A 17,808-nucleotide genomic window follows, 5' to 3' on the forward strand; every position below is an offset into this window, starting at 1 on the left:
GTATGTCTGACTGGTTCTTTACGCTCAGCCACTGGTATGGCGATGACGGTATTCTTCCGCTGCTGGCGCAGCATATCGGCTACAGCGCGGTGGCACTGGCGATAGCGATAGCCATTGCGTTTCCGGTGGGCTGTTACACCGGCCATACCGGCAAAGGGGAGGCGCTGCTGATTGGCACCACCAACGCGCTGCGCTCCCTGCCGTCGTTTGGCCTGATTATCCTGCTGGTTATTCTGATGGCAGGCTACTTCAAGTCCGACATGGCCTTTATTCTGCCATGCATCATCGTGCTGGTGGTATTAGCCCTGCCGCCGATAGCGCTGGGCGTGCATGCGGGGATTCGCTCCGTTGACCCCAGCGTGCACGACGCCGCCAAAGGCATCGGTCTGACGCCGTTCCAGGTGCTGACTCAGGTGGAGTTACCCTGCGCCACGCCGTTGATTCTGTCCGGCATTCGCAGCGCCACGCTGCAGATTATCTCTACTGCTACCATCGCGGCCTACGTCTCCCTTGGCGGCCTGGGGCGGTTGATTATCGATGGCCGTGCGGCGAACGATTTTGCCCAGATGACCGCTGGCGCGGTGCTCGTTGCCATTCTGGCGCTGCTCGTAGATGTGTTCTTTTCCCTTTCGGTGAAGTACGTGGTGTCCCACGGCATTTCCCGACGTATCAAAACCCAGTGATGTTGAGCCCGTTAATTACACAAGGTGAAAGCGATGAATATGAAGAAACGTTGTTTGACGCTGTTGAGTGCCGCGATGCTGTCCGTTGTTTCCTCCGCGTGGGCGGCAGATGCGGGGCAGAAGGTAATTATTGGCTCGGCTGACTTCCCGGAAAACCAGCTGCTGGCGACGATTTACGCCGGGGCGCTGGAAGCACAGAACATCCCGGTGGAGAAGAAGCTCAACATCGGCAGCCGCGAAGTTTACATTCCGGCCCTGCTGGACGGCTCCATTAATGTTATCCCTGAGTACAGCGGCGCGCTGCTGAGCTACCTGGATGCCAAGAATACGGCGCACAGTTCTGACGAAGTGGCGACCGCGCTGGCGGCGAAGCTGCCGGCCAAAGTGAAAATGCTGAATACCTCCGTGGCGCAAAACAGCGACGTTATCGCCGTCACCAAAAAAACGGCGGATAAATACAACCTCAAAACCATTGAAGACCTGAAGCCTCACGCGGCGGAGCTGATTCTGGGCGGCCCGGCCGAATGGAAAACGCGTCACGAAGGCGTGCCGGGGCTGAAAGAAGTGTATGGCCTGAACTTCAAGAGCTTCAAAGTGCTGGACGTGGCTGGCCCGCTGACGCTGACCGCGCTGAAGAACAACCAAATTCAGGCGGCGGATTTAACCTCCACCACGCCTGAAATTCAGAAAGACCATCTGGTGGCGCTGGCCGATCCGAAAAACCTGTTTGCGGCGCAAAATATCGTCCCGATTGTGGCCACTACTACGCTGAATCCGACGATTGAGGGCACGCTGAATAAAGTCTCGGCTCAGTTAACCACCGCGGATCTGATCGCTATGAACGGGCAGCTTGCGGAATTTGCCAGCATTGATGACGTGGCGCATCAGTGGCTGGTTAAACATGGTCTGAGCAAGTAAGGGCGAACGATGACAAGACAAACTGGCTCCACCGCACGTTCCCATGAAACCGTCACCTTAGGCAGGGCGCAAACCACCATTGACGAGCTGGTACGCATTGCCGACGGGGCGCCGGTCGAACTGGCCCCCGAAGCCCTGGCGAATATGAACCACGTCAGCGGCTATATTCGACGGGCAATAGATGAGGGGCAGGTGATCTACGGCCTGACTACCGGGGTAGGCGACCTGGTGACGGAGCGCCTTTCCGCCGACCAAATCGCCAGCGTGCAGCTCAATATGCTGCGCAGCCACGCCTGTGGGATGGGGCCAGATTTGTCCGTGCGTGAAGTGCGCGCCATGATGGCGGTAATGCTGAAGTCGCTGCTGCAGGGATATAGCGGCGTCAGCGCCGAGCTGGCGACACGCATGGCCGAAATGCTTAACCGACAGGTGACGCCATGGTCACCGGCCAGCGGCTCGGTCGGCTATTTAATTGCGACGGCGCATATCGGACTGTCTCTGTTTGGCGAGGGGCAGTGCTGGTATCAGGGCGAGCTTCTGCCGTCCGCCGAAGCTTTGGCAAAAGCGGGGATTGCTCCCCGAGTGCCAGGCCCGCGCGAAGGCCATGCGCTGATCAGCGGCACCTACGAAATCACCGGCCTGGCGTGCCTTGCCGTGCATGATTTTGAGCGGCTGCTGCCGGTGGCGGACATGGCCGGCGGTATGTGCCTTGAGGCGCTGAAGGGCAATACTCGTGGCTATGATGCCCGTCTGCACGCCCTGCGTCCGCACGATGGGCAGCAGAAAACCGCCGCGATTCTTCGCCGGTTACTGAGCGGCAGCGAGATCTTTGCCCGCTACCGCGACCATCGGGTGCAGGATGCGCTCAGCCTGCGCTGCATTCCGCAAATTCACGGCGCGGTGCGCGACCAGCTCGCCCATTGCCGTCAGATTGTGACTATCGAACTCAATTCGGTGACCGATAACCCGGTCTTCCTTATCGAAGAAGATGCGCTGGTTATTCTGCCCGGTGGCAACGGGCACGGTGCGCCGCTGGCGCTGGCGCTGGATTCTCTGGCCGTTGCCATTGCCCAGGTCAGCACGGCGTCCCAGGCGCGGTCGGATCGTATTACCAACGTGCACCTGAGCGGCCTGCCTGCGTTCCTGGTGGGCAGAAGCGGCGCGAACTCCGGGATGATGATCCCGCCTTACGTGGCCGCCGCGCTGGCGGGGGATAACCGCAGCCTGGCAGCTCCGTCGAGCGTGCATACCGTCACCACCTGCGCCGGGCAGGAAGACCATATCAGCATGGGCGTTTCTTCGGCGCGAAAAGCCATGCTGGCGGTGAGCAACGCGGTGGATATCGTTGCCATCGAGCTGCTGTGCGCCAGCCAGGCGCTGGAGTTTCACCGCCCGCTTCGCGCCTCGGTTGGCGCGGAGTTAACGCTGAGCATGGTGCGCGCCCGTGTGCTATTCCGTGAGACAGACACGGCGCTTTACCCGGATATGCACGCCCTGCGCGATTTGATTGCTGAGGGTGAGCTGAGCCAACGGCTGCTCGCCCTGGTTGAGGAGTCCGAACATGAGTGAAGCTTTGCAACCGCTGAAAGGCGTCAGAGTGCTTGATTTATCCCGTGTGCTGGCCGGCCCGTGGTGCGCCTCGCTGCTGAACGATCTCGGGGCGGAAGTCATCAAGATTGAGATGCCGGGCAGCGGGGATGACTCCCGTAGCTTCACCCCGCACATCGGCGGGGAAAGCAGCTACTTCATGCAGCTTAACCACGGCAAGAAAAGCGTCACTCTGGATTTAAAGGCACCGGAGGGGTTAGCCATTCTCAAGCAACTGGTGGCGCAGGTCGATGTGCTGGTGGAGAACTTCCGTCCGGGCGTAACCAAACGCCTCGGCATCGACTACGCGACGCTGCAGGAAATCAACCCGCGGCTGGTTTACGCCAGCATTTCCGGGTTTGGGCAGCACGGGGCGATGGCACACAAAGCTGCCTACGACCATATCGTGCAGGCCTACGGCGGCATTATGGAGGTCACCGGCTGGGCGGAGGGAGAGCCAACACGCGTCGGCGATGCCATTGGGGATGTTGTGGCCGGGTTGTACGGCAGTTGGGCGGTGCTCGCGGCTTTGCTGCAGCGCGGGATAAGCGGCAAAGGGCAGCATCTTGATGTGTCGATGCTCGACACGATGGTGACGATGCAAATGGTTTCCCTGACCCAGTGGATCGGCGGGCAGCCTTCCGCCGGGCGGCTGGGCAACGCGCACCCGATCAGCGCCCCGATGGACAGCTTTCCGGCGCAGGATGGCCACATTGTCATTGCCGTCGCCAACGATAAACTTTTCCGCCAGCTTTGCTCGGCGATGAATAAGCCCGAACTGGCAAGCGATCCGCTGTATCTCACCGATCCGCTACGCCTGGCGAACCAGCGGCCACTGCGGGAAGAAATTGAGCGCTGGCTGGCGGATAAAACGGTGAACGATGCTCAGGCCATTCTGGACCATGCGGGCGTCCCTGCTTCTGCCGTGCTGCGTCTCGACCAGATTCTGACCAGCGACTATGCGAAAGAACGTGAACTCGTTAAGCAGGTAACGCACCCGACGGCAGGCACCATCTCTATTGTTCCGCAGCCGGTGAAAATGAGCGCCATGCAGGCCGAGCCTGCGCTGATGCCGCCTGGGCTGGGTGAGCATACGGCCAGCGTGCTGCGAGAATTACTGGCTATCGACGAGGCAACGCTGACGCAGCTCAAGGCGCAGGGCGTCATTTAACCGGCGGAGAACGAAAATGGTGCAAATAAATAAAGTGGCGGTGGTCGGGGCCGGAACGATGGGCGCGCGCATCGCCGTGGTGATGGCGCGAGCGGGCTACCGCGTTAGCCTGTGGTCGCGCTCTGAGCCGACGCTCGATAAAGCGCGGACTATTGTGGCATCGCTCGGCGCTGGTGAAGCCGTAGAGTTCACCATCTCCTTTGAGACTTGCCTGAGCGACGCCGACCTGGTGTCCGAGAACGTTGCCGAAGACGTGGCGCTCAAGCAGCGCGTGCTGAGGGATGTCGAGCGCCTGGTGAGTGAGCATTGCGTTATCACGACGAACACTTCAAGCGTGTCTATTACGCTGCTGGCCTCGGCCTTGAGCCAGCCGCAGCGGCTGATCGGTATGCACTGGTTTAACCCGGCGGATACCATGCCGATGATCGAGATTGTGCGCGGGGCACCGACCGGGGATGACATCTGCCAGCGCGTGCGGGACATCTGCCAGCACCTGGGGAAAGAGACTATCGTCGTCAACCAGGATATTCCGGGTTTTATTATCAACCGGCTGCAGTACGCGATGCTGCGCGAGGCGCTTTACCTGGTGGATGCCGGAATCGGCTCCGTAGAGGATGTTGACCGCGCGGTGCAGCGCACGCTGGCGCCCCGCTGGGCGGCGATGGGGCCGATGAAGCTAATGGATTTTGCCGGGCTGGATACGGTAGAGAAAGTGGCCGGTATTTTACTGCCCGAATTGGATAACAGCGCTGAACTCCCGGCGTGGCTGAAAGCCAAAGTGGCCGACGGTAAGCTCGGCGCGAAAAGCGGGGAGGGCTTCTATGCGTGGACCGCAGAGACCGCCGCAGCCGGAATGCGCCACCGGGATGAAATCGTCAGGCAGCTAACCGGGGGAGAGAAGTATGAGTGATATCCTTTCTCACGTTGATGGCGCGGTTGCGGTGGTGACGCTCAATCGGCCACAGAAATACAATGCGCTCACGGCTGAAATGCTTGATGAGCTGCTCGGCGTCTTAACCGAGCTGGACGGGCGACCGGACGTCAGGGCGATCGTTTTGCTTGGCTCTCCCAAAGCGTTTTCTGCCGGGGCGGATACCGGCACGCTGGCGTCTGCTTCGGCGACAACATTATGGCGCAGCGGATTCAGCGAGAAGTGGGACCAGGTGGCGAGCATTGAAAAGCCGCTGATTGCCGCCGTGTCTGGCTACGCCCTCGGCGGTGGCCTGGAGCTGGCGCTGCTGTGCGACATTATTATCGCCGATTCAAGCGCCGTCTTTGGCCTGCCGGAAAGCCACATCGGGATTATCCCCGGGGCGGGCGGGACGCAGCGGCTGGTGCGTGCCGTGGGCAAATCGCTGGCGATGGACATGCTGTTAAGCGGCAGAAGAATTGACGCGCAGGAAGCGCTGCGTGCCGGGCTTGTCAGCCGCGTGACGGACTCGCTGGAAGAGCAGGCTTTAGCGCTGGCGACTCAGGTGGCAAAAGCCGCGCCGCTTGCCGCGATGATGATCAAAAAAGCCGTGGCGGCCAGCTACGAAATGCCGCTGAGTGCGGGCGTGGCCTACGAGCGATCGCTCTCTGCGTTAATTGCCGACAGCGAAGACCGGGCGGCGGGGCTGGCGGCGTTTAAAAATAAGCAATCGCCCGAGTTTAAGGGGCGATGAAGTGAGATAACGCTGAAACCGGCAGCCAGTCTGCCGGTTTTTTTATGCCGAAAGGGTGACGCGAGCGAAAAGGGAAGAGGCCGCAGAAACCACGCTGACCGTGGCCGGGGCGCTCATCAACAGGCTGTCGTAGTGTTGTAATACCTGGCGTTCACCGTTGACCTCAACCTCCAGATCGTCACCGGCATTAAACAGCAGCTGTGTACCCTGCTGGTGTTTCCAGGTGCCTTCCCGCAGCCAGCTTACCGTGGCTCGCGTGCTCTCTGCTTTATAGATGACGTTAAAGTCCAGCAGCGGCCCGCCGACAATCGTACAGCTGACTTCGCTGTCGCCGCTAAAATCCGTGGCCTGGAACGGTGGAATCAGCGGGCTTTGTTCGCCGTCGACGGTGAGATACATACCTTCGCCTTCCAGCACGCTGATATTGCGCAGATAGCCTGAAAAAAGAGAGAAGGGGCCGTCCTGGCGGATGGTCGCCACCGAAATGCGCCAGGCGTAGTTATCCGTCGCCGGGAAACGATAAATTTCCCGCGTCACGCCCTGGCCGTTTTTCCAGAGCATTTCCGGGCACTGCTCGTAGGGCAGAAGCTGGATCATTTGTGCATGCTTCCTTCGAGGCGGTAGCGTGAACCCGGGTAAACCAGGCGCACGCTGGTGACGATTTTTTTGTTCTGGCGGCCGGTCCAGGTGCGACGATTGACCTGCAGGCAAGGCGTGTGCTCGTCGATTTCCAGATACGCGCACTCTTCGCGAGGCACGTTTACCGCCTCAATAATATGCTCACCTTCAACGATGGGCGCGATGGACGAGAGATAGGCGTTGGGCGTGATACGGGTGAAATCCTGCTGGAAGTAATCCGGCACGATCAGCGAGTTCACCAGGCGGTCTTCCAGCATCACCGGCACGCCGTTTTCGTAGTGGCAAATCAGCGAATGGAACAGGCGGCTGCCCTTGGGTAAATTGAAGGCCATGGCCTGCTGCGCGTCGGCATACACCTGGGTTAGCTCCAGCACGCGGGCGTGATGGCGGTGGCCGCGGCTGGCAATTTCGTCGGCAATATTATTGATTTCGAGCAGCGCGGACTGCCCGCGCACTTCGGCGACGAAAGTCCCGATGCCCTGCATACGTACCAGCAGACCTTCGGCGGTCAGTTCACGCAGGGCGCGGTTGATGGTCATGCGGCTGTAGCCAAACTGATTCACCAGTTCACTTTCGGAGGGAACCCGGTAGTTTACTGGCCATAATCCACTATGAATATTGGTCTTAATAATGATTTTGACCCTTTCATAATAGGGGGCCGGCTGGTCCAGATTGTCGGTCTCTGCCGCTGCTTTAAAAACGTCGTTTTGTGCCATTCATCATTCCTCGCCCGGGTATCCTTTAAAGTTTACTCTACCCCTATTTGGATGTATATATACATGCATGTATATACAATTGATTAACATCGAACCGGGGTGCTGATATGGCGGTATATTTCGCGGCAAAAGCGCTTCTGCCGCAGGGCTGGGCGGAAAATGTCAGAGTGGGCGTTTCGCCCGAGGGCGTCATTCAGTCCGTGGTCGCTGACAGCGTGCCGGATGAAGGCGATATTCGCCTGGACGGCGTTGTTGTGCCGGGGATGCCGAACCTGCATTCGCACGCTTTTCAGCGGGCGATGGCGGGGCTGACGGAAGTCGTTGGCGACCCGGCAGACAGCTTCTGGACGTGGCGCGATCTAATGTATCGCCTGGTGGGCAAAATCATCCCGGAACAGCTGGAAACCATCGCCAGCTATCTGTATATCGAAATGTTAAAAGCCGGCTATACCTCGGTGGCCGAGTTTCACTATCTGCATCACGATGTGGACGGCAAAGCCTACGCGCAGCCTGCGGAACTGGCGCTGCGCGTGGCTCAGGCTGCAAAAAACGTCGGCATTGGCCTGACGCTGCTCCCGGTGCTATATACGTATTCCGGTTTCGGGGGGCAGCCCGCATCGTCGGGGCAGCGTCGCTTTATTAACGACACCGACAGCTACCTGAAATTGTATGACAGCATTGCCACAGCGCTTGCCCCGGAGCCGATGCAGCGCGCTGGGTTGTGCTTCCATTCGCTGCGCGCCGTGACGCCGGAACAAATGCATCTGGTGCTGTCCAGCCAGCCGCAGCCTCAGCCGGTGCATATTCATATTTCCGAGCAGCAGAAAGAGGTGGCGGACTGCCTCGCCTGGTCCGGGCTGCGTCCCGTCGAGTGGCTGTATGACAATATGCCCGTCGATGATCGCTGGTGCCTGATTCACGCCACCCACATCACCGAAAGCGAAACGCGACTTATGGCTGATTCCGGCGCAGTTGCCGGGTTGTGTTTGACCACCGAAGCGAATCTCGGGGACGGCATTTTCCCCGGGCAGGCGTTTTTGCAGCAGGGCGGCAACTGGGGCATTGGCTCCGACAGCCATATCAGCGTCAGCGTTAGCGAGGATTTACGCTGGTTTGAATACGGCCAGCGGCTGAATAACCGCCGCCGTAATTTGCTTCACCTTGAGGCGGAGCCCTATGTTGGCAACGTGCTTTATCAGGGGGCGCTGCGCGGCGGGCGCATGGCGCTGGGGAAAAACATTGGCGAGCTGGCCGTAGGGGCGCGGGCCGACTGGCTGGTGCTGGACGGGGACGATCCGTTCCTGGCGACAGCGAAAGATAGCGAGCTGTTGAACCGCTGGATTTTTGCCTGCTCTTCTAACCCAATCAAAGACGTTGTGACCGGCGGGAAATGGGTGATACGAGAAGGGCGGCATGAGAAAGACGCAGAGATCAAAGCGGACTTCGCGCAGGTGTTGAAGCAGCTAACGCGTTAGTTACCCGATGAAAATGCATATCCGCTATTGAGCTATCCGCCTCCGGGCTTTCAGGTTTTAATGCTGGCCTGCAAGTTCACGAGGAGAAAATCATGGCCAATGCACGTTATGCTATTTTGGGCGGCAGCTCTGGTATCGGGCTGGCGCTTGCCCGAAAGCTGACGTCTCGCGGAGACAGCGTCCTTATCGGCGGACGATCGGGGGAAAAACTGCAGGCGGCATTAGCTGAGCTTGGCCAAAATGCCGCAGGTAAAACGGTGGACGTGACCGACCGCCTGTCTCTCCGGGCATTCTTTTCGGATGCCGGGCCGCTGGCTGGGTTGTTTACCCCGGCGGCCTCTTATCAAACTGGCGATTTTCGCGATGGCGATGCCGCCACGTCCGAAGCGCTGTTTCAGGCCAAATTCTGGTCACAGTATTGGGCCGTCTATGAGGCGCTTCCTAATCTGCATACTTCCTCTGCCGTGGTGCTGATGTCCGGTGCCGCTTCTGCCCGCCCCATTGGTGCGCCAGCCTATGCCGCCTGCAATGCGGCGCTTGAGGGACTGGCCCGGGGCCTGGCGGTGGAGCTGAAGCCGGTGCGGGTCAACTGCCTGTCGCCGGGCACCACCGACAGCGAACTTTGGCGTAGCCGACCGGCCGAAGTGCGTGAATCGACCTACCAATATTGGAACAGTCTGGCGTTAAATGGTCGCCCAGGACACGTAGATGAACAGGCCGCAACGGCACTTTTTTTACTGGATAATCATAACATTACAGGCAGTACAATTTATTGCGATGGCGGCTATACCCTGCGGTAGGCACGTTTGTCCGTGGGTGCTTTCGCACTCAAGTTAGCCCCGCCCGGGCCGATATTTTTTGCAGACCAACAATATGGGATGAATTAAATGACAGGTCCGATTGGCAGCATTGGCGTTTCTGTTCCCTCGATGGGGGCAAATATTGCGGCAAAGGTTAAAGCTCCGGTGGTCCCCGCCCCGGCGATCCAGGCCTCAACGCGCGTCACCCTCAGCGGAGCGAGCGACAGCATCAGCGCCGTTTACTCGTTCGGTGCCCAAAAGCTTCGGGCGAATACGCCCGCAGGCAACAGCAGTTTATCCGCGCTGATGGGGGCAACCCTTTCGCAGCCGGGTTCTGTCTCGTTCCAGGGGCTGGGTAAAGAGCTTCTGCTGGCGCTGAAAGATAATCCGAAAGGTTTCTCTCTGGCGGTTGCCTCGCCTGCGGCCGCCGCCGTAGAGGGCGACGTTGTGCAGGACAAAGACAGCGCTGTCGCGCTGAATATCGAGACAAAGAGCGGCGTAAAGGTCAGCATTTCGTTATCCCGCCAGTCTGAAGGCCTGGTCGCGCAAGTTCAGACCAGCGGCGGCGATCTGACCGACGATGACGTGGCGGCGATCTCGGGCCTGGCGGATGGCTTCCAGAACGTGCTTGATGGCCTGTCGCAGCAGCCACCGGCGATAAAAATTGGCGGACTGCTCAACGTTGATAGCAGGCTGTTCAAGTCCGTGGAGCTGAACACCGATGTCAGCCAGGCCGGCAGCTCAATCCAGTCTCTGAGTTTCCAGAGCGACAGCGCTCGGCGCACGCTCAGTTATAAAGACGGCGACGCCACGTTTAACCTGACGACCGACCTCAGTAACGCGGGGACATTGGGCAGCAAAAGTCAGCAGGCCCAGGCGCTTTCCGCCTATGAGAAACAGCTCGACGGAGCCGGATCCCGCGGCCATGCGAACAAAGCCCAGCTTGCCCTGTTTAAAAGCGCCTTCCACGCGCTGAACAGCGATTATGGCTCTAACGAATCGAAAACCAGTGGGATACAGCAAAGCATCACTGTTTCTGCAGAAGATAAAGCACGCTCTTACTTGAGCGGGCTGGCTGATTTTACCGCGTCCTTTAAACAGTCGGACGTCGCCTCAAACCCTTACAAGTCCGAGGAAAAAGACAGTTTTTCCTATGACTTTAGCCAGACCACTCAGGGCAGCACCGATACCCGGGGTGACCTGAGCAAGCTGGCTCAGAGCACAAAGGCGGGCCTCAAGGCCAGCTATCATGAGTCGCTGGTCCCGGGCGGAAAATTGGACCTCACGGGACTGAAATCCTCACAAAATTATACTTATCATGTGATTAGTGAAGAAACGTCGACCCAAACAACGCTGGCGTTCAAAAAGGGCAATCTGGCGAGCGTGGAAACCAGCCGCGCGACCCATAACGCCGAATATGTTCAGACTTACGTTGCGGCGCGTTTGACCGATGAGAAACGCACCCCGTTTGATAAGGAAGAGACGAAGAAGGTCAATCTCCTGGCGGATAATGTCAATCTGAAATCAACCAATCCATTGAATCTGAAATAATCCTGCTACCCACGCTGCGGCGTGGGTTTTTTACCTCTGTCGGGGAACCGGCTCGCCGGCGTTACCACTCAGCCTCAATTGCCCAACGAGTGGAATACCCTCCGATGAGAAACATCCTTAATACTTTCCGTCCTACACAGTCCGATCCTCGCCTGCAGGCGCAAAGCGGCCAGTCAAGCCGCACCGCCAGAACGTCAGCCACGGCATCGTCGTCCCGCAACGTGAATAACCCGTCCACACGGTTGGTGCAGGATTTCGCGAAGCTAAGCGGCAAAAACCTGAGGGCCAACGTGTTGCTTAACAGCGATGATAATTCGGTACCTATTCACCATAAAAGCCCGTCGGCGCTGCTGAAAGCGATAGACGATAATATTTCAAATACGGCCAGAGAGTGGGGGATGCCTAAGCATGAAGTTGAGGCGATGCTGGGCAGCAGCAAGCGCATTAACGAGCCTGTTTGCGGCGTTACGGCGAATAACGTGATGAAGCTTTTCCTCGACACCGACCATTTCAGCTACGCTTTTGAACACGGGCGAACAATGTCGTTACCCCAGCTTCAGCAACAGCTTGCCAATTTACCCGCCCACAAACACTTTATTTTGCGCGTGAATGACGCAGGCATGGGCCATGCTTACGTGATTGATCTCCCGGCCAGCACAAAACCAAGGCGCGATGCGTTTCTGTATCAGTCGGATTTAGGGGAAGGGGCGACTCGCCCGCTGCGTCTTGACGACTGGATGAGCAAGAAAGCTGCACAGCCGGTTTCGCTGAACGATATCAATACGCATTTTATGAACATGGCGCACGGGCGAATCGATCCGGGGCATATTGCTAAGCTGTTCGACGTCGACAGTAACCCGAATATGCTGCGCCCGGAGCGCCTGGATCTACAAAGGAATCAAGGTTTTAATTTTCAGCTGGCGGAATACGACCCGGCGAATCTGGAGAAAAACGTCTCGGCGATTAAAGCCCGATGCGGCTAAGTATTTGCCGCCGGTAGCAGGGAATAAATCCACGTTTAATGTGGATTTATTCCGCTTTGTCGCCAGAGAAAAAGCGGCCTTTTGGCGAGTCGGGGCTGGACTAACTCAATGTGATCTCTATCATGTCGGGGTCACTACAGAACAAGAGAACGTGCTATGCAACATATCATCGAAGGCTTTCTTAACTTCCAGAAAGAGATTTTCCCGCAGCGCAAAGAGCTCTTTCGCAGCCTGGCGTCCAGCCAAAATCCTAAAGCGCTTTTTATTTCCTGTTCCGACAGCCGACTGGTGCCGGAGCTGGTAACACAGCAGGAACCAGGGCAGCTCTTCGTTATTCGTAATGCAGGCAATATCGTGCCTTCTTTCGGTCCAGAGCCGGGCGGCGTTTCGGCAACCATCGAGTACGCGGTTGTTGCCCTTGGCGTAACCGATATTGTGATTTGCGGGCACTCTAACTGCGGTGCGATGAAAGCTATCGCCTCCTGCCAGTGCCTGGATCCGATGCCGGCCGTTGCGCACTGGCTGCACTATGCCGATGCGGCAAAAGCGGTCGTGGAAAAGAAAACCTGGAACAACGAGACCGATAAGGTCAACGCCATGGTAGAAGAAAACGTTATCGCCCAGCTGAACAACATTAAAACGCATCCTTCCGTCGCGGTAGGGCTGCGTAACAACGGCCTGCGCCTGCACGGCTGGGTTTATGATATCGAAAGCGGTGAAATTCGCACGCTGGATAAAAACAGCAAATCCTTTGTTTCCCTGGCGGATAACCCTGACGTTTGTTTCGAATAAATTCACGTCAGCGCTCTTGCAGATAAAAAAATCCACGCTTTGCGTGGATTTTTTACATCTATGGATAAATAAAGACGCCAGAAGCAGGATTGTGGAGATTTCACGGATTTACTTTCCCTATACGGAAAAGCCTGAGACGGCGGGATTATAATCGACATAAAGCGGGCGAATGCTCGCGCTCAGCCGCAGGTCAGGAGAGTTTAAGATGAAAAAGTATCTGTATGTGTTGGCTATGTCTGCGCTGATTGTTGTGCCGTCCCTGGCGCAGGCGCGTCCTGGCCCCTGGTTTGGTCATGGTCCAGGATTCTGGTCTGGCCCGCGCTATTATCCGGGGCCGCATTATTTCTATGGCGGACCGCGTTTAACCGTATTGCCTGGGCTTGCCACGGCCATTATCGTAGGCGGCCTGACCTATTACGTGGTCAACGGAATTTACTACCAGCGTCAGGGAGCGGAATACATTCGCGTGGAGACGCCGTCCAGCATCAATTCTGGCGTCAGCGTGCTGGATTACAACGGCAAACGCTATTACGTGCGTAACGGCAGCTATTACCAGAAGGATATTAACGGTAACTATTTCGAAGTGCCGCGCCCCGCCGGACTGTAATCCCCATTTTGTTCAGCCTGTATGGCAGGCGGTAATGTAGGAAACCCACCGTCAGCGTGGGTTTCTTTTGGCATTAACTGACGCCTTAGTTCCCCTCTTTTCTCAACGTTCGCCCTCCCGTCAACCCTTGGGCCGGTCTTCCACGCCTGTTCACCATCACTTTTTCATATTGGTACATCTACACATCAATTTGGTTACATAAAATCTACAACTTAGTTCGCAAATTCATTATCAGCAGGGTGTGGTTTGCGCGCATTACTTGTATATACATGAGTGATCATTTGATGTGCGATGGGTTTTCCGGCGTTTAATCAGGTTCAGCGAGGTCGTTATGTCTTCCTTTTCATCCACAGAAGAACAGTCCAAAAAGAGCTCACGTCTAAGCGAGAGCCGATCTATTGATTACATTCCTGACGGGGAACGTCACGGGCATGCGTTTAGCCAGTTCACCCTTTGGTTCGGCGGCAATTTGCAGATCACCGCGATTGTCACCGGCGCGCTGGCCATTGTGCTGGGTGGTGACGTCGTTTGGTCGCTGGTGGGGCTGTTTGTGGGGCAGATTCTGGGGGCATCGATAATGTCCTTCCATGCTTTACAGGGGCCGCGCCTTGGCCTGCCGCAGATGATCATCTCCCGGGCGCAGTTTGGCGTTTACGGGGCGGTGATTCCGCTGGTGCTGGTGTGTATCATGTATATCGGCTTTTCCGCCAGCGGCACCGTGCTGGCGGGGCAGGCAATGGCGCATTTGCTGTCAATCAGCGATGTCAGCGGGATGATCCTGTTCAGCGCCATTATTATCGTCATTGCTGTGCTCGGCTATCGCGTGATCCATAAGCTTGGCAAGGTCGCCAGTGTTGTTGGCGTGCTGGCTTTTGCCTGGCTGTTTGGGTCGCTGCTGTTCAACACCGATCTCGCGGGCATTGTGCAAAATAACCATTTCTCCATGCCGATGTTTTTGCTGGCGGTGTCGCTGTCCTCTTCCTGGCAAATTGCCTTTTGCCCCTATGTTTCCGATTACTCGCGCTACCTGCCGCGAGACGTGTCTGGTCCGAAGGTGTTTTTCTCGGTGTTCAGCGGCACCGTGCTGGGGACTCAGGCTTCAATGACGCTGGGCGTTATCACCGCTGCGATTGCCGGGAGCGCTTTTTCCGGACACGAAGTCGGCTACATTGTGGGGCTGGGCAAAACCGAAACCATGGCGATGCTGATTTATTTTGCTATCTGCTTCGGCAAAATTACTTTTACCACGCTGAATGCCTACGGCAGCTTTATGTCGCTGACCACCATTGTGTCAGGGTTCCGCAAGCAGGTGACCCTGAGCCAGAAGAACCGCATTCTGTTTGTGGTGCTGATGGTGGCGGCTTCATGCATCATTGCGCTGCTGAGTGAACCCGCATTCCTGAAACACTTCACTCATTTCCTGCTGTTCTTGCTGGCCTTCTTTGTGCCGTGGAGCGCCATTAGCCTGACCGATTACTTCTTTATTTCGTCCCGAGCCGTAGATATTCCCGCGCTGTTTGATGCCGATAAGCGCTATGGCCGCTGGAACCTGTTTGGCATAGGGGTTTATATCGTCGGGGTGCTGATTCAGCTGCCGTTTATTGAGAACCCGCTTTTCCACGGCTCGCTGACGTGGCTATTCGACGGCAACGATGTGTCGTGGATCATTGGCTGGTTTGGTACGGCGATTCTCTATTATGGCCTGCATCGCCTCGATAAACGTGTTCTACCAGCTGTGACGGTTTACCCGAATAGCGCTGCTCGCTGATTTTTCTGTGTTTAAAAAAAATCCACGCCTGAGCGTGGATTTTTTATACCCGAAGGGAAGGGGTTAGACGTTGAACAGGAAGTTCATCACGTCGCCGTCTTTCACGATGTAGTCTTTACCTTCGGCGCGCATTTTGCCGGCTTCTTTTGCGCCTTGCTCGCCTTTGTAGGTGATAAAGTCTTCATAGGCGATGGTTTGCGCGCGGATGAAGCCTTTTTCGAAGTCGGTGTGGATTTTACCCGCCGCCTGTGGAGCAGTCGCGCCGACAGGGATGGTCCACGCGCGCACTTCTTTCACGCCAGCGGTGAAATAGGTCTGCAGGCTCAGCAGCTCGTAGCCAGCGCGGATCACGCGGTTCAGGCCCGGCTCTTCCAGACCCAGCTCGGCCATGAACTCTTCGCGGTCGGCATCGTCCAGCTCGGCGATGTCGGATTCAACCGCGGCGCAGACGGCAACCACGACGGAACCTTCACCAGCGGCAATTTCGCGGACTTTATCGAGGTACGGGTTGTTTTCAAAACCGTCTTCGTTAACGTTGGCGATGTACATGGTTGGCTTCAGGGTCAGGAAGCTCAGGTATTTGATCGCCGCCTTATCTTCTTCGGTCAGATTTTTCAGCGCGCGCAACATACCGGCGTTTTCCAGCTGTGGCAGGCATTTTTCCAGCGCCGCCAGCTCGGCTTTAGCGTCTTTGTCGCCGCCTTTGGCTTTCTTCTGCACGCGGTGAATAGCGCGCTCGCAGGTGTCCAGGTCAGACAGCGCCAGCTCGGTATTGATAACTTCAATGTCGTCAGCCGGATCCACTTTATTGTTTACGTGGATGATGTTGTCGTTTTCAAAGCAGCGCACCACGTGGCCGATAGCTTCGGTTTCACGGATGTTGGTCAGGAACTGGTTGCCCAGGCCTTCACCTTTAGACGCGCCTTTCACCAGGCCTGCGATGTCCACGAATTCCATGGTGGTCGGCAGAATACGCTGGGGTTTAACGATTTCGGCCAGCTTGTCCAGACGCGGGTCCGGCATTGGCACCACACCCGTGTTCGGCTCGATAGTACAGAACGGGAAGTTAGCCGCTTCGATACCTGCTTTGGTCAGGGCGTTGAACAGCGTGGATTTGCCCACGTTCGGCAAGCCGACGATACCGCATTTGAATCCCATGGTTTAAATCACCTTAATTGCTTGATTATCAATGAATTTAATTGTTTTCATTGAAAAAATGTAGATAACTTTGCGCATTATACACTGAAACCGCCGCCAGCGGGCGTGGAAATCCTTTCCCGGTGCGGGGAAGGCCGGTTTATTGTGCTTTAAAGGCGTGCAGACGATTAGTTGCCTTAGTCAGACCCTCTTTCAGCCAGACTTCGGTGCAGCGCGCCGCTTCGTCTACTGCGTCGTCGATAAGCTTCTGTTCGCTGACCGGCGGTTTGCCGAGCACAAAGCCGACAACTTTGTTTTTATCGCCCGGATGGCCAATCCCCACGCGTAACCGGTGAAAGTTCGGGTTATTGCCGAGTTTACTGATAATGTCCTTCAGGCCGTTGTGCCCGCCGTGGCCGCCACCCAGCTTGAATTTCGCCACGCCCGGAGGGAGATCCAGTTCATCGTGCGCCACCAGAATTTCGTCCGGGGCGATGCGGAAGAAGGTGGCCATGGCGGCAACCGCTTTCCCGCTGAGGTTCATAAACGTGGTCGGAACCAGCAGGCGAACGTCTTCTCCACCCAGATTAATGCGGGCGGTATAGCCAAAGAATTTCGCTTCTTCTTTCAGCGACTGATTGTGGCGCTCGGCCAGTAAATCCACATACCAGGCCCCGGCATTATGGCGGGTCGCTGCATATTCAGCGCCTGGGTTGGCCAGGCCGACAATTAATTTAATGCTCACGTTTAAATTCCTGAAAACCGTTCACAGCCGCGTAGTTTACTGCGCGAGGGCGACGTTGACAAAGCGCAATCCCCCCGCCGACACATTCTTGAATAGTTGAGGATCTGAACCATTAGAATTTCAAGTAACTCAGACGCTTATTTGTAAACTTTTGTAGGTCTTTCATTCGTAATTGTGATCGCTCACGCACACGCTCTTTAGGGGCATTGTCTATACTTTAGTCACAAGGATAGGGGATGTTCCCCACCGACCCGTAATAGTGCGGAGGTGACATATGAAACGCAGAAACGCTTCGTTACTCGGTAATGTCCTCATGGGATTGGGACTGGTTGTGATGGTGGTCGGCGTGGGCTATTCAATTCTGAACCAGCTCCCGCAGCTAAACCTGCCGCAGTTTTTCGCCCACGGTGCCGTGCTGAGCATCTTCGTTGGGGCCGTACTTTGGCTTGCCGGGGCGCGTATTGGCGGACGTGAACAGGTCTGTGACCGTTACTGGTGGGTTCGCCATTACGATAAACGCTGCCGCCGGGATGAACATCATCGCCACAGCTAATATTTAGCAGATTTTGAGA

18 protein-coding genes are annotated in these 17,808 nt (G+C 56.8%); 14 read left to right on the top strand and 4 right to left on the bottom strand.

Annotation, left to right across the window (positions count from 1 at the left end; translation table 11 throughout):
* The first annotated feature begins 2 nt into the window (after nt 1–2).
* The 6 genes from WFN87_RS06470 to WFN87_RS06495 are packed head-to-tail and all read left to right on the top strand — an operon-like array spanning nt 3 to nt 6,023.
* Nucleotides 3–683 (top strand): ABC transporter permease, encoded by a 681-nt coding sequence (locus tag WFN87_RS06470; RefSeq protein ID WP_336982349.1) that lies wholly within the window; start codon nt 3–5, stop codon nt 681–683.
* Nucleotides 684–716: 33 nt separating this feature from the next.
* Nucleotides 717–1,601 carry an ABC transporter substrate-binding protein gene (locus WFN87_RS06475; RefSeq protein WP_008454135.1) on the top strand — a complete coding sequence of 295 codons (885 nt, stop codon included), beginning with the start codon at nt 717–719 and terminating at the stop codon, nt 1,599–1,601.
* 9 nt (nt 1,602–1,610) lie between these two features.
* Complete coding sequence (locus WFN87_RS06480; RefSeq protein ID WP_336982348.1) at nt 1,611–3,170, top strand: HAL/PAL/TAL family ammonia-lyase; 1,560 nt, start codon at nt 1,611–1,613, stop codon at nt 3,168–3,170.
* Nucleotides 3,163–4,359: a CaiB/BaiF CoA transferase family protein gene (locus WFN87_RS06485; RefSeq protein WP_336982347.1), complete on the top strand. Its 1,197-nt coding sequence runs from the start codon at nt 3,163–3,165 to the stop codon at nt 4,357–4,359. Before WFN87_RS06480 ends, WFN87_RS06485 begins: the two co-directional genes overlap by 8 nt.
* Nucleotides 4,360–4,375: 16 nt before the next feature.
* Nucleotides 4,376–5,269 (top strand): 3-hydroxyacyl-CoA dehydrogenase family protein, encoded by an 894-nt coding sequence (locus WFN87_RS06490; RefSeq protein WP_336982346.1) that lies wholly within the window; start codon nt 4,376–4,378, stop codon nt 5,267–5,269.
* A complete protein-coding gene (locus WFN87_RS06495; RefSeq protein WP_336982345.1) occupies nt 5,262–6,023 on the top strand; it encodes an enoyl-CoA hydratase-related protein in 762 nt (253 codons plus the stop codon). The genes WFN87_RS06490 and WFN87_RS06495 overlap by 8 nt, the downstream gene beginning before the upstream one ends.
* Nucleotides 6,024–6,065: 42 nt before the next feature.
* Here WFN87_RS06495 and WFN87_RS06500 read toward each other — a convergent pair whose 3' ends face one another.
* Nucleotides 6,066–6,620 carry a HutD family protein gene (locus tag WFN87_RS06500; RefSeq protein ID WP_166991959.1) on the bottom strand — a complete coding sequence of 185 codons (555 nt, stop codon included), beginning with the start codon at nt 6,618–6,620 and terminating at the stop codon, nt 6,066–6,068.
* Entirely contained in the window at nt 6,617–7,378 is a 762-nt protein-coding gene (hutC, locus tag WFN87_RS06505; RefSeq protein ID WP_008454147.1) for a histidine utilization repressor, read from the bottom strand. The genes WFN87_RS06500 and hutC overlap by 4 nt, the downstream gene beginning before the upstream one ends.
* Before the next feature lie 107 nt (nt 7,379–7,485).
* Between hutC and WFN87_RS06510 the strand changes: the two genes are divergently transcribed.
* The 7 genes from WFN87_RS06510 to WFN87_RS06540 all read left to right on the top strand — a co-directional run bounded on the left by WFN87_RS06510 (nt 7,486) and on the right by WFN87_RS06540 (nt 15,354).
* Nucleotides 7,486–8,853, top strand: a complete 1,368-nt coding sequence (locus WFN87_RS06510) for a formimidoylglutamate deiminase (protein WP_336982344.1) — start codon at nt 7,486–7,488, stop codon at nt 8,851–8,853.
* Nucleotides 8,854–8,945: 92 nt separating this feature from the next.
* Nucleotides 8,946–9,653, top strand: a complete 708-nt coding sequence (locus WFN87_RS06515; protein ID WP_336818155.1) for an SDR family oxidoreductase — start codon at nt 8,946–8,948, stop codon at nt 9,651–9,653.
* 87 nt (nt 9,654–9,740) lie between these two features.
* A complete protein-coding gene (locus WFN87_RS06520; protein WP_336982343.1) occupies nt 9,741–11,204 on the top strand; it encodes a hypothetical protein in 1,464 nt (487 codons plus the stop codon).
* Between the two features lie 104 nt (nt 11,205–11,308).
* Complete coding sequence (locus WFN87_RS06525) at nt 11,309–12,187, top strand: cycle-inhibiting factor (RefSeq protein ID WP_166873231.1); 879 nt, start codon at nt 11,309–11,311, stop codon at nt 12,185–12,187.
* Nucleotides 12,188–12,343: 156 nt separating this feature from the next.
* Nucleotides 12,344–12,979, top strand: coding sequence for a carbonic anhydrase (locus WFN87_RS06530; RefSeq protein WP_008454155.1), 636 nt, complete (start codon nt 12,344–12,346; stop codon nt 12,977–12,979).
* A 205-nt stretch (nt 12,980–13,184) separates the two neighbouring features.
* The gene (locus tag WFN87_RS06535) at nt 13,185–13,586 is read left to right on the top strand and encodes a DUF6515 family protein (RefSeq protein ID WP_008454157.1); all 402 of its coding nucleotides are present in this window, start codon (nt 13,185–13,187) and stop codon (nt 13,584–13,586) included.
* 331 nt (nt 13,587–13,917) lie between these two features.
* The gene (locus WFN87_RS06540) at nt 13,918–15,354 is read left to right on the top strand and encodes a purine-cytosine permease family protein (protein ID WP_336982342.1); all 1,437 of its coding nucleotides are present in this window, start codon (nt 13,918–13,920) and stop codon (nt 15,352–15,354) included.
* Between the two features lie 63 nt (nt 15,355–15,417).
* Here the strand turns inward: WFN87_RS06540 and ychF are convergent, their stop codons facing one another.
* Both ychF and pth read right to left on the bottom strand, forming a co-directional pair.
* Nucleotides 15,418–16,512, bottom strand: coding sequence for a redox-regulated ATPase YchF (gene ychF / locus WFN87_RS06545; protein WP_008454161.1), 1,095 nt, complete (start codon nt 16,510–16,512; stop codon nt 15,418–15,420).
* A gap of 139 nt (nt 16,513–16,651) precedes the next feature.
* Nucleotides 16,652–17,236, bottom strand: a complete 585-nt coding sequence (pth, locus tag WFN87_RS06550; RefSeq protein WP_008454164.1) for an aminoacyl-tRNA hydrolase — start codon at nt 17,234–17,236, stop codon at nt 16,652–16,654.
* A 274-nt stretch (nt 17,237–17,510) separates the two neighbouring features.
* Here pth and ychH point away from each other — a divergent pair, with 274 nt between their 5' ends.
* Entirely contained in the window at nt 17,511–17,789 is a 279-nt protein-coding gene (gene ychH, locus WFN87_RS06555) for a stress-induced protein YchH (protein ID WP_008454166.1), read from the top strand.
* Nucleotides 17,790–17,808 lie beyond the last annotated feature (19 nt).

The organism is Cedecea sp. AS113, assembly GCF_037152415.1.
In the GTDB taxonomy this organism is placed as follows: Bacteria; Pseudomonadota; Gammaproteobacteria; order Enterobacterales; family Enterobacteriaceae; genus Cedecea.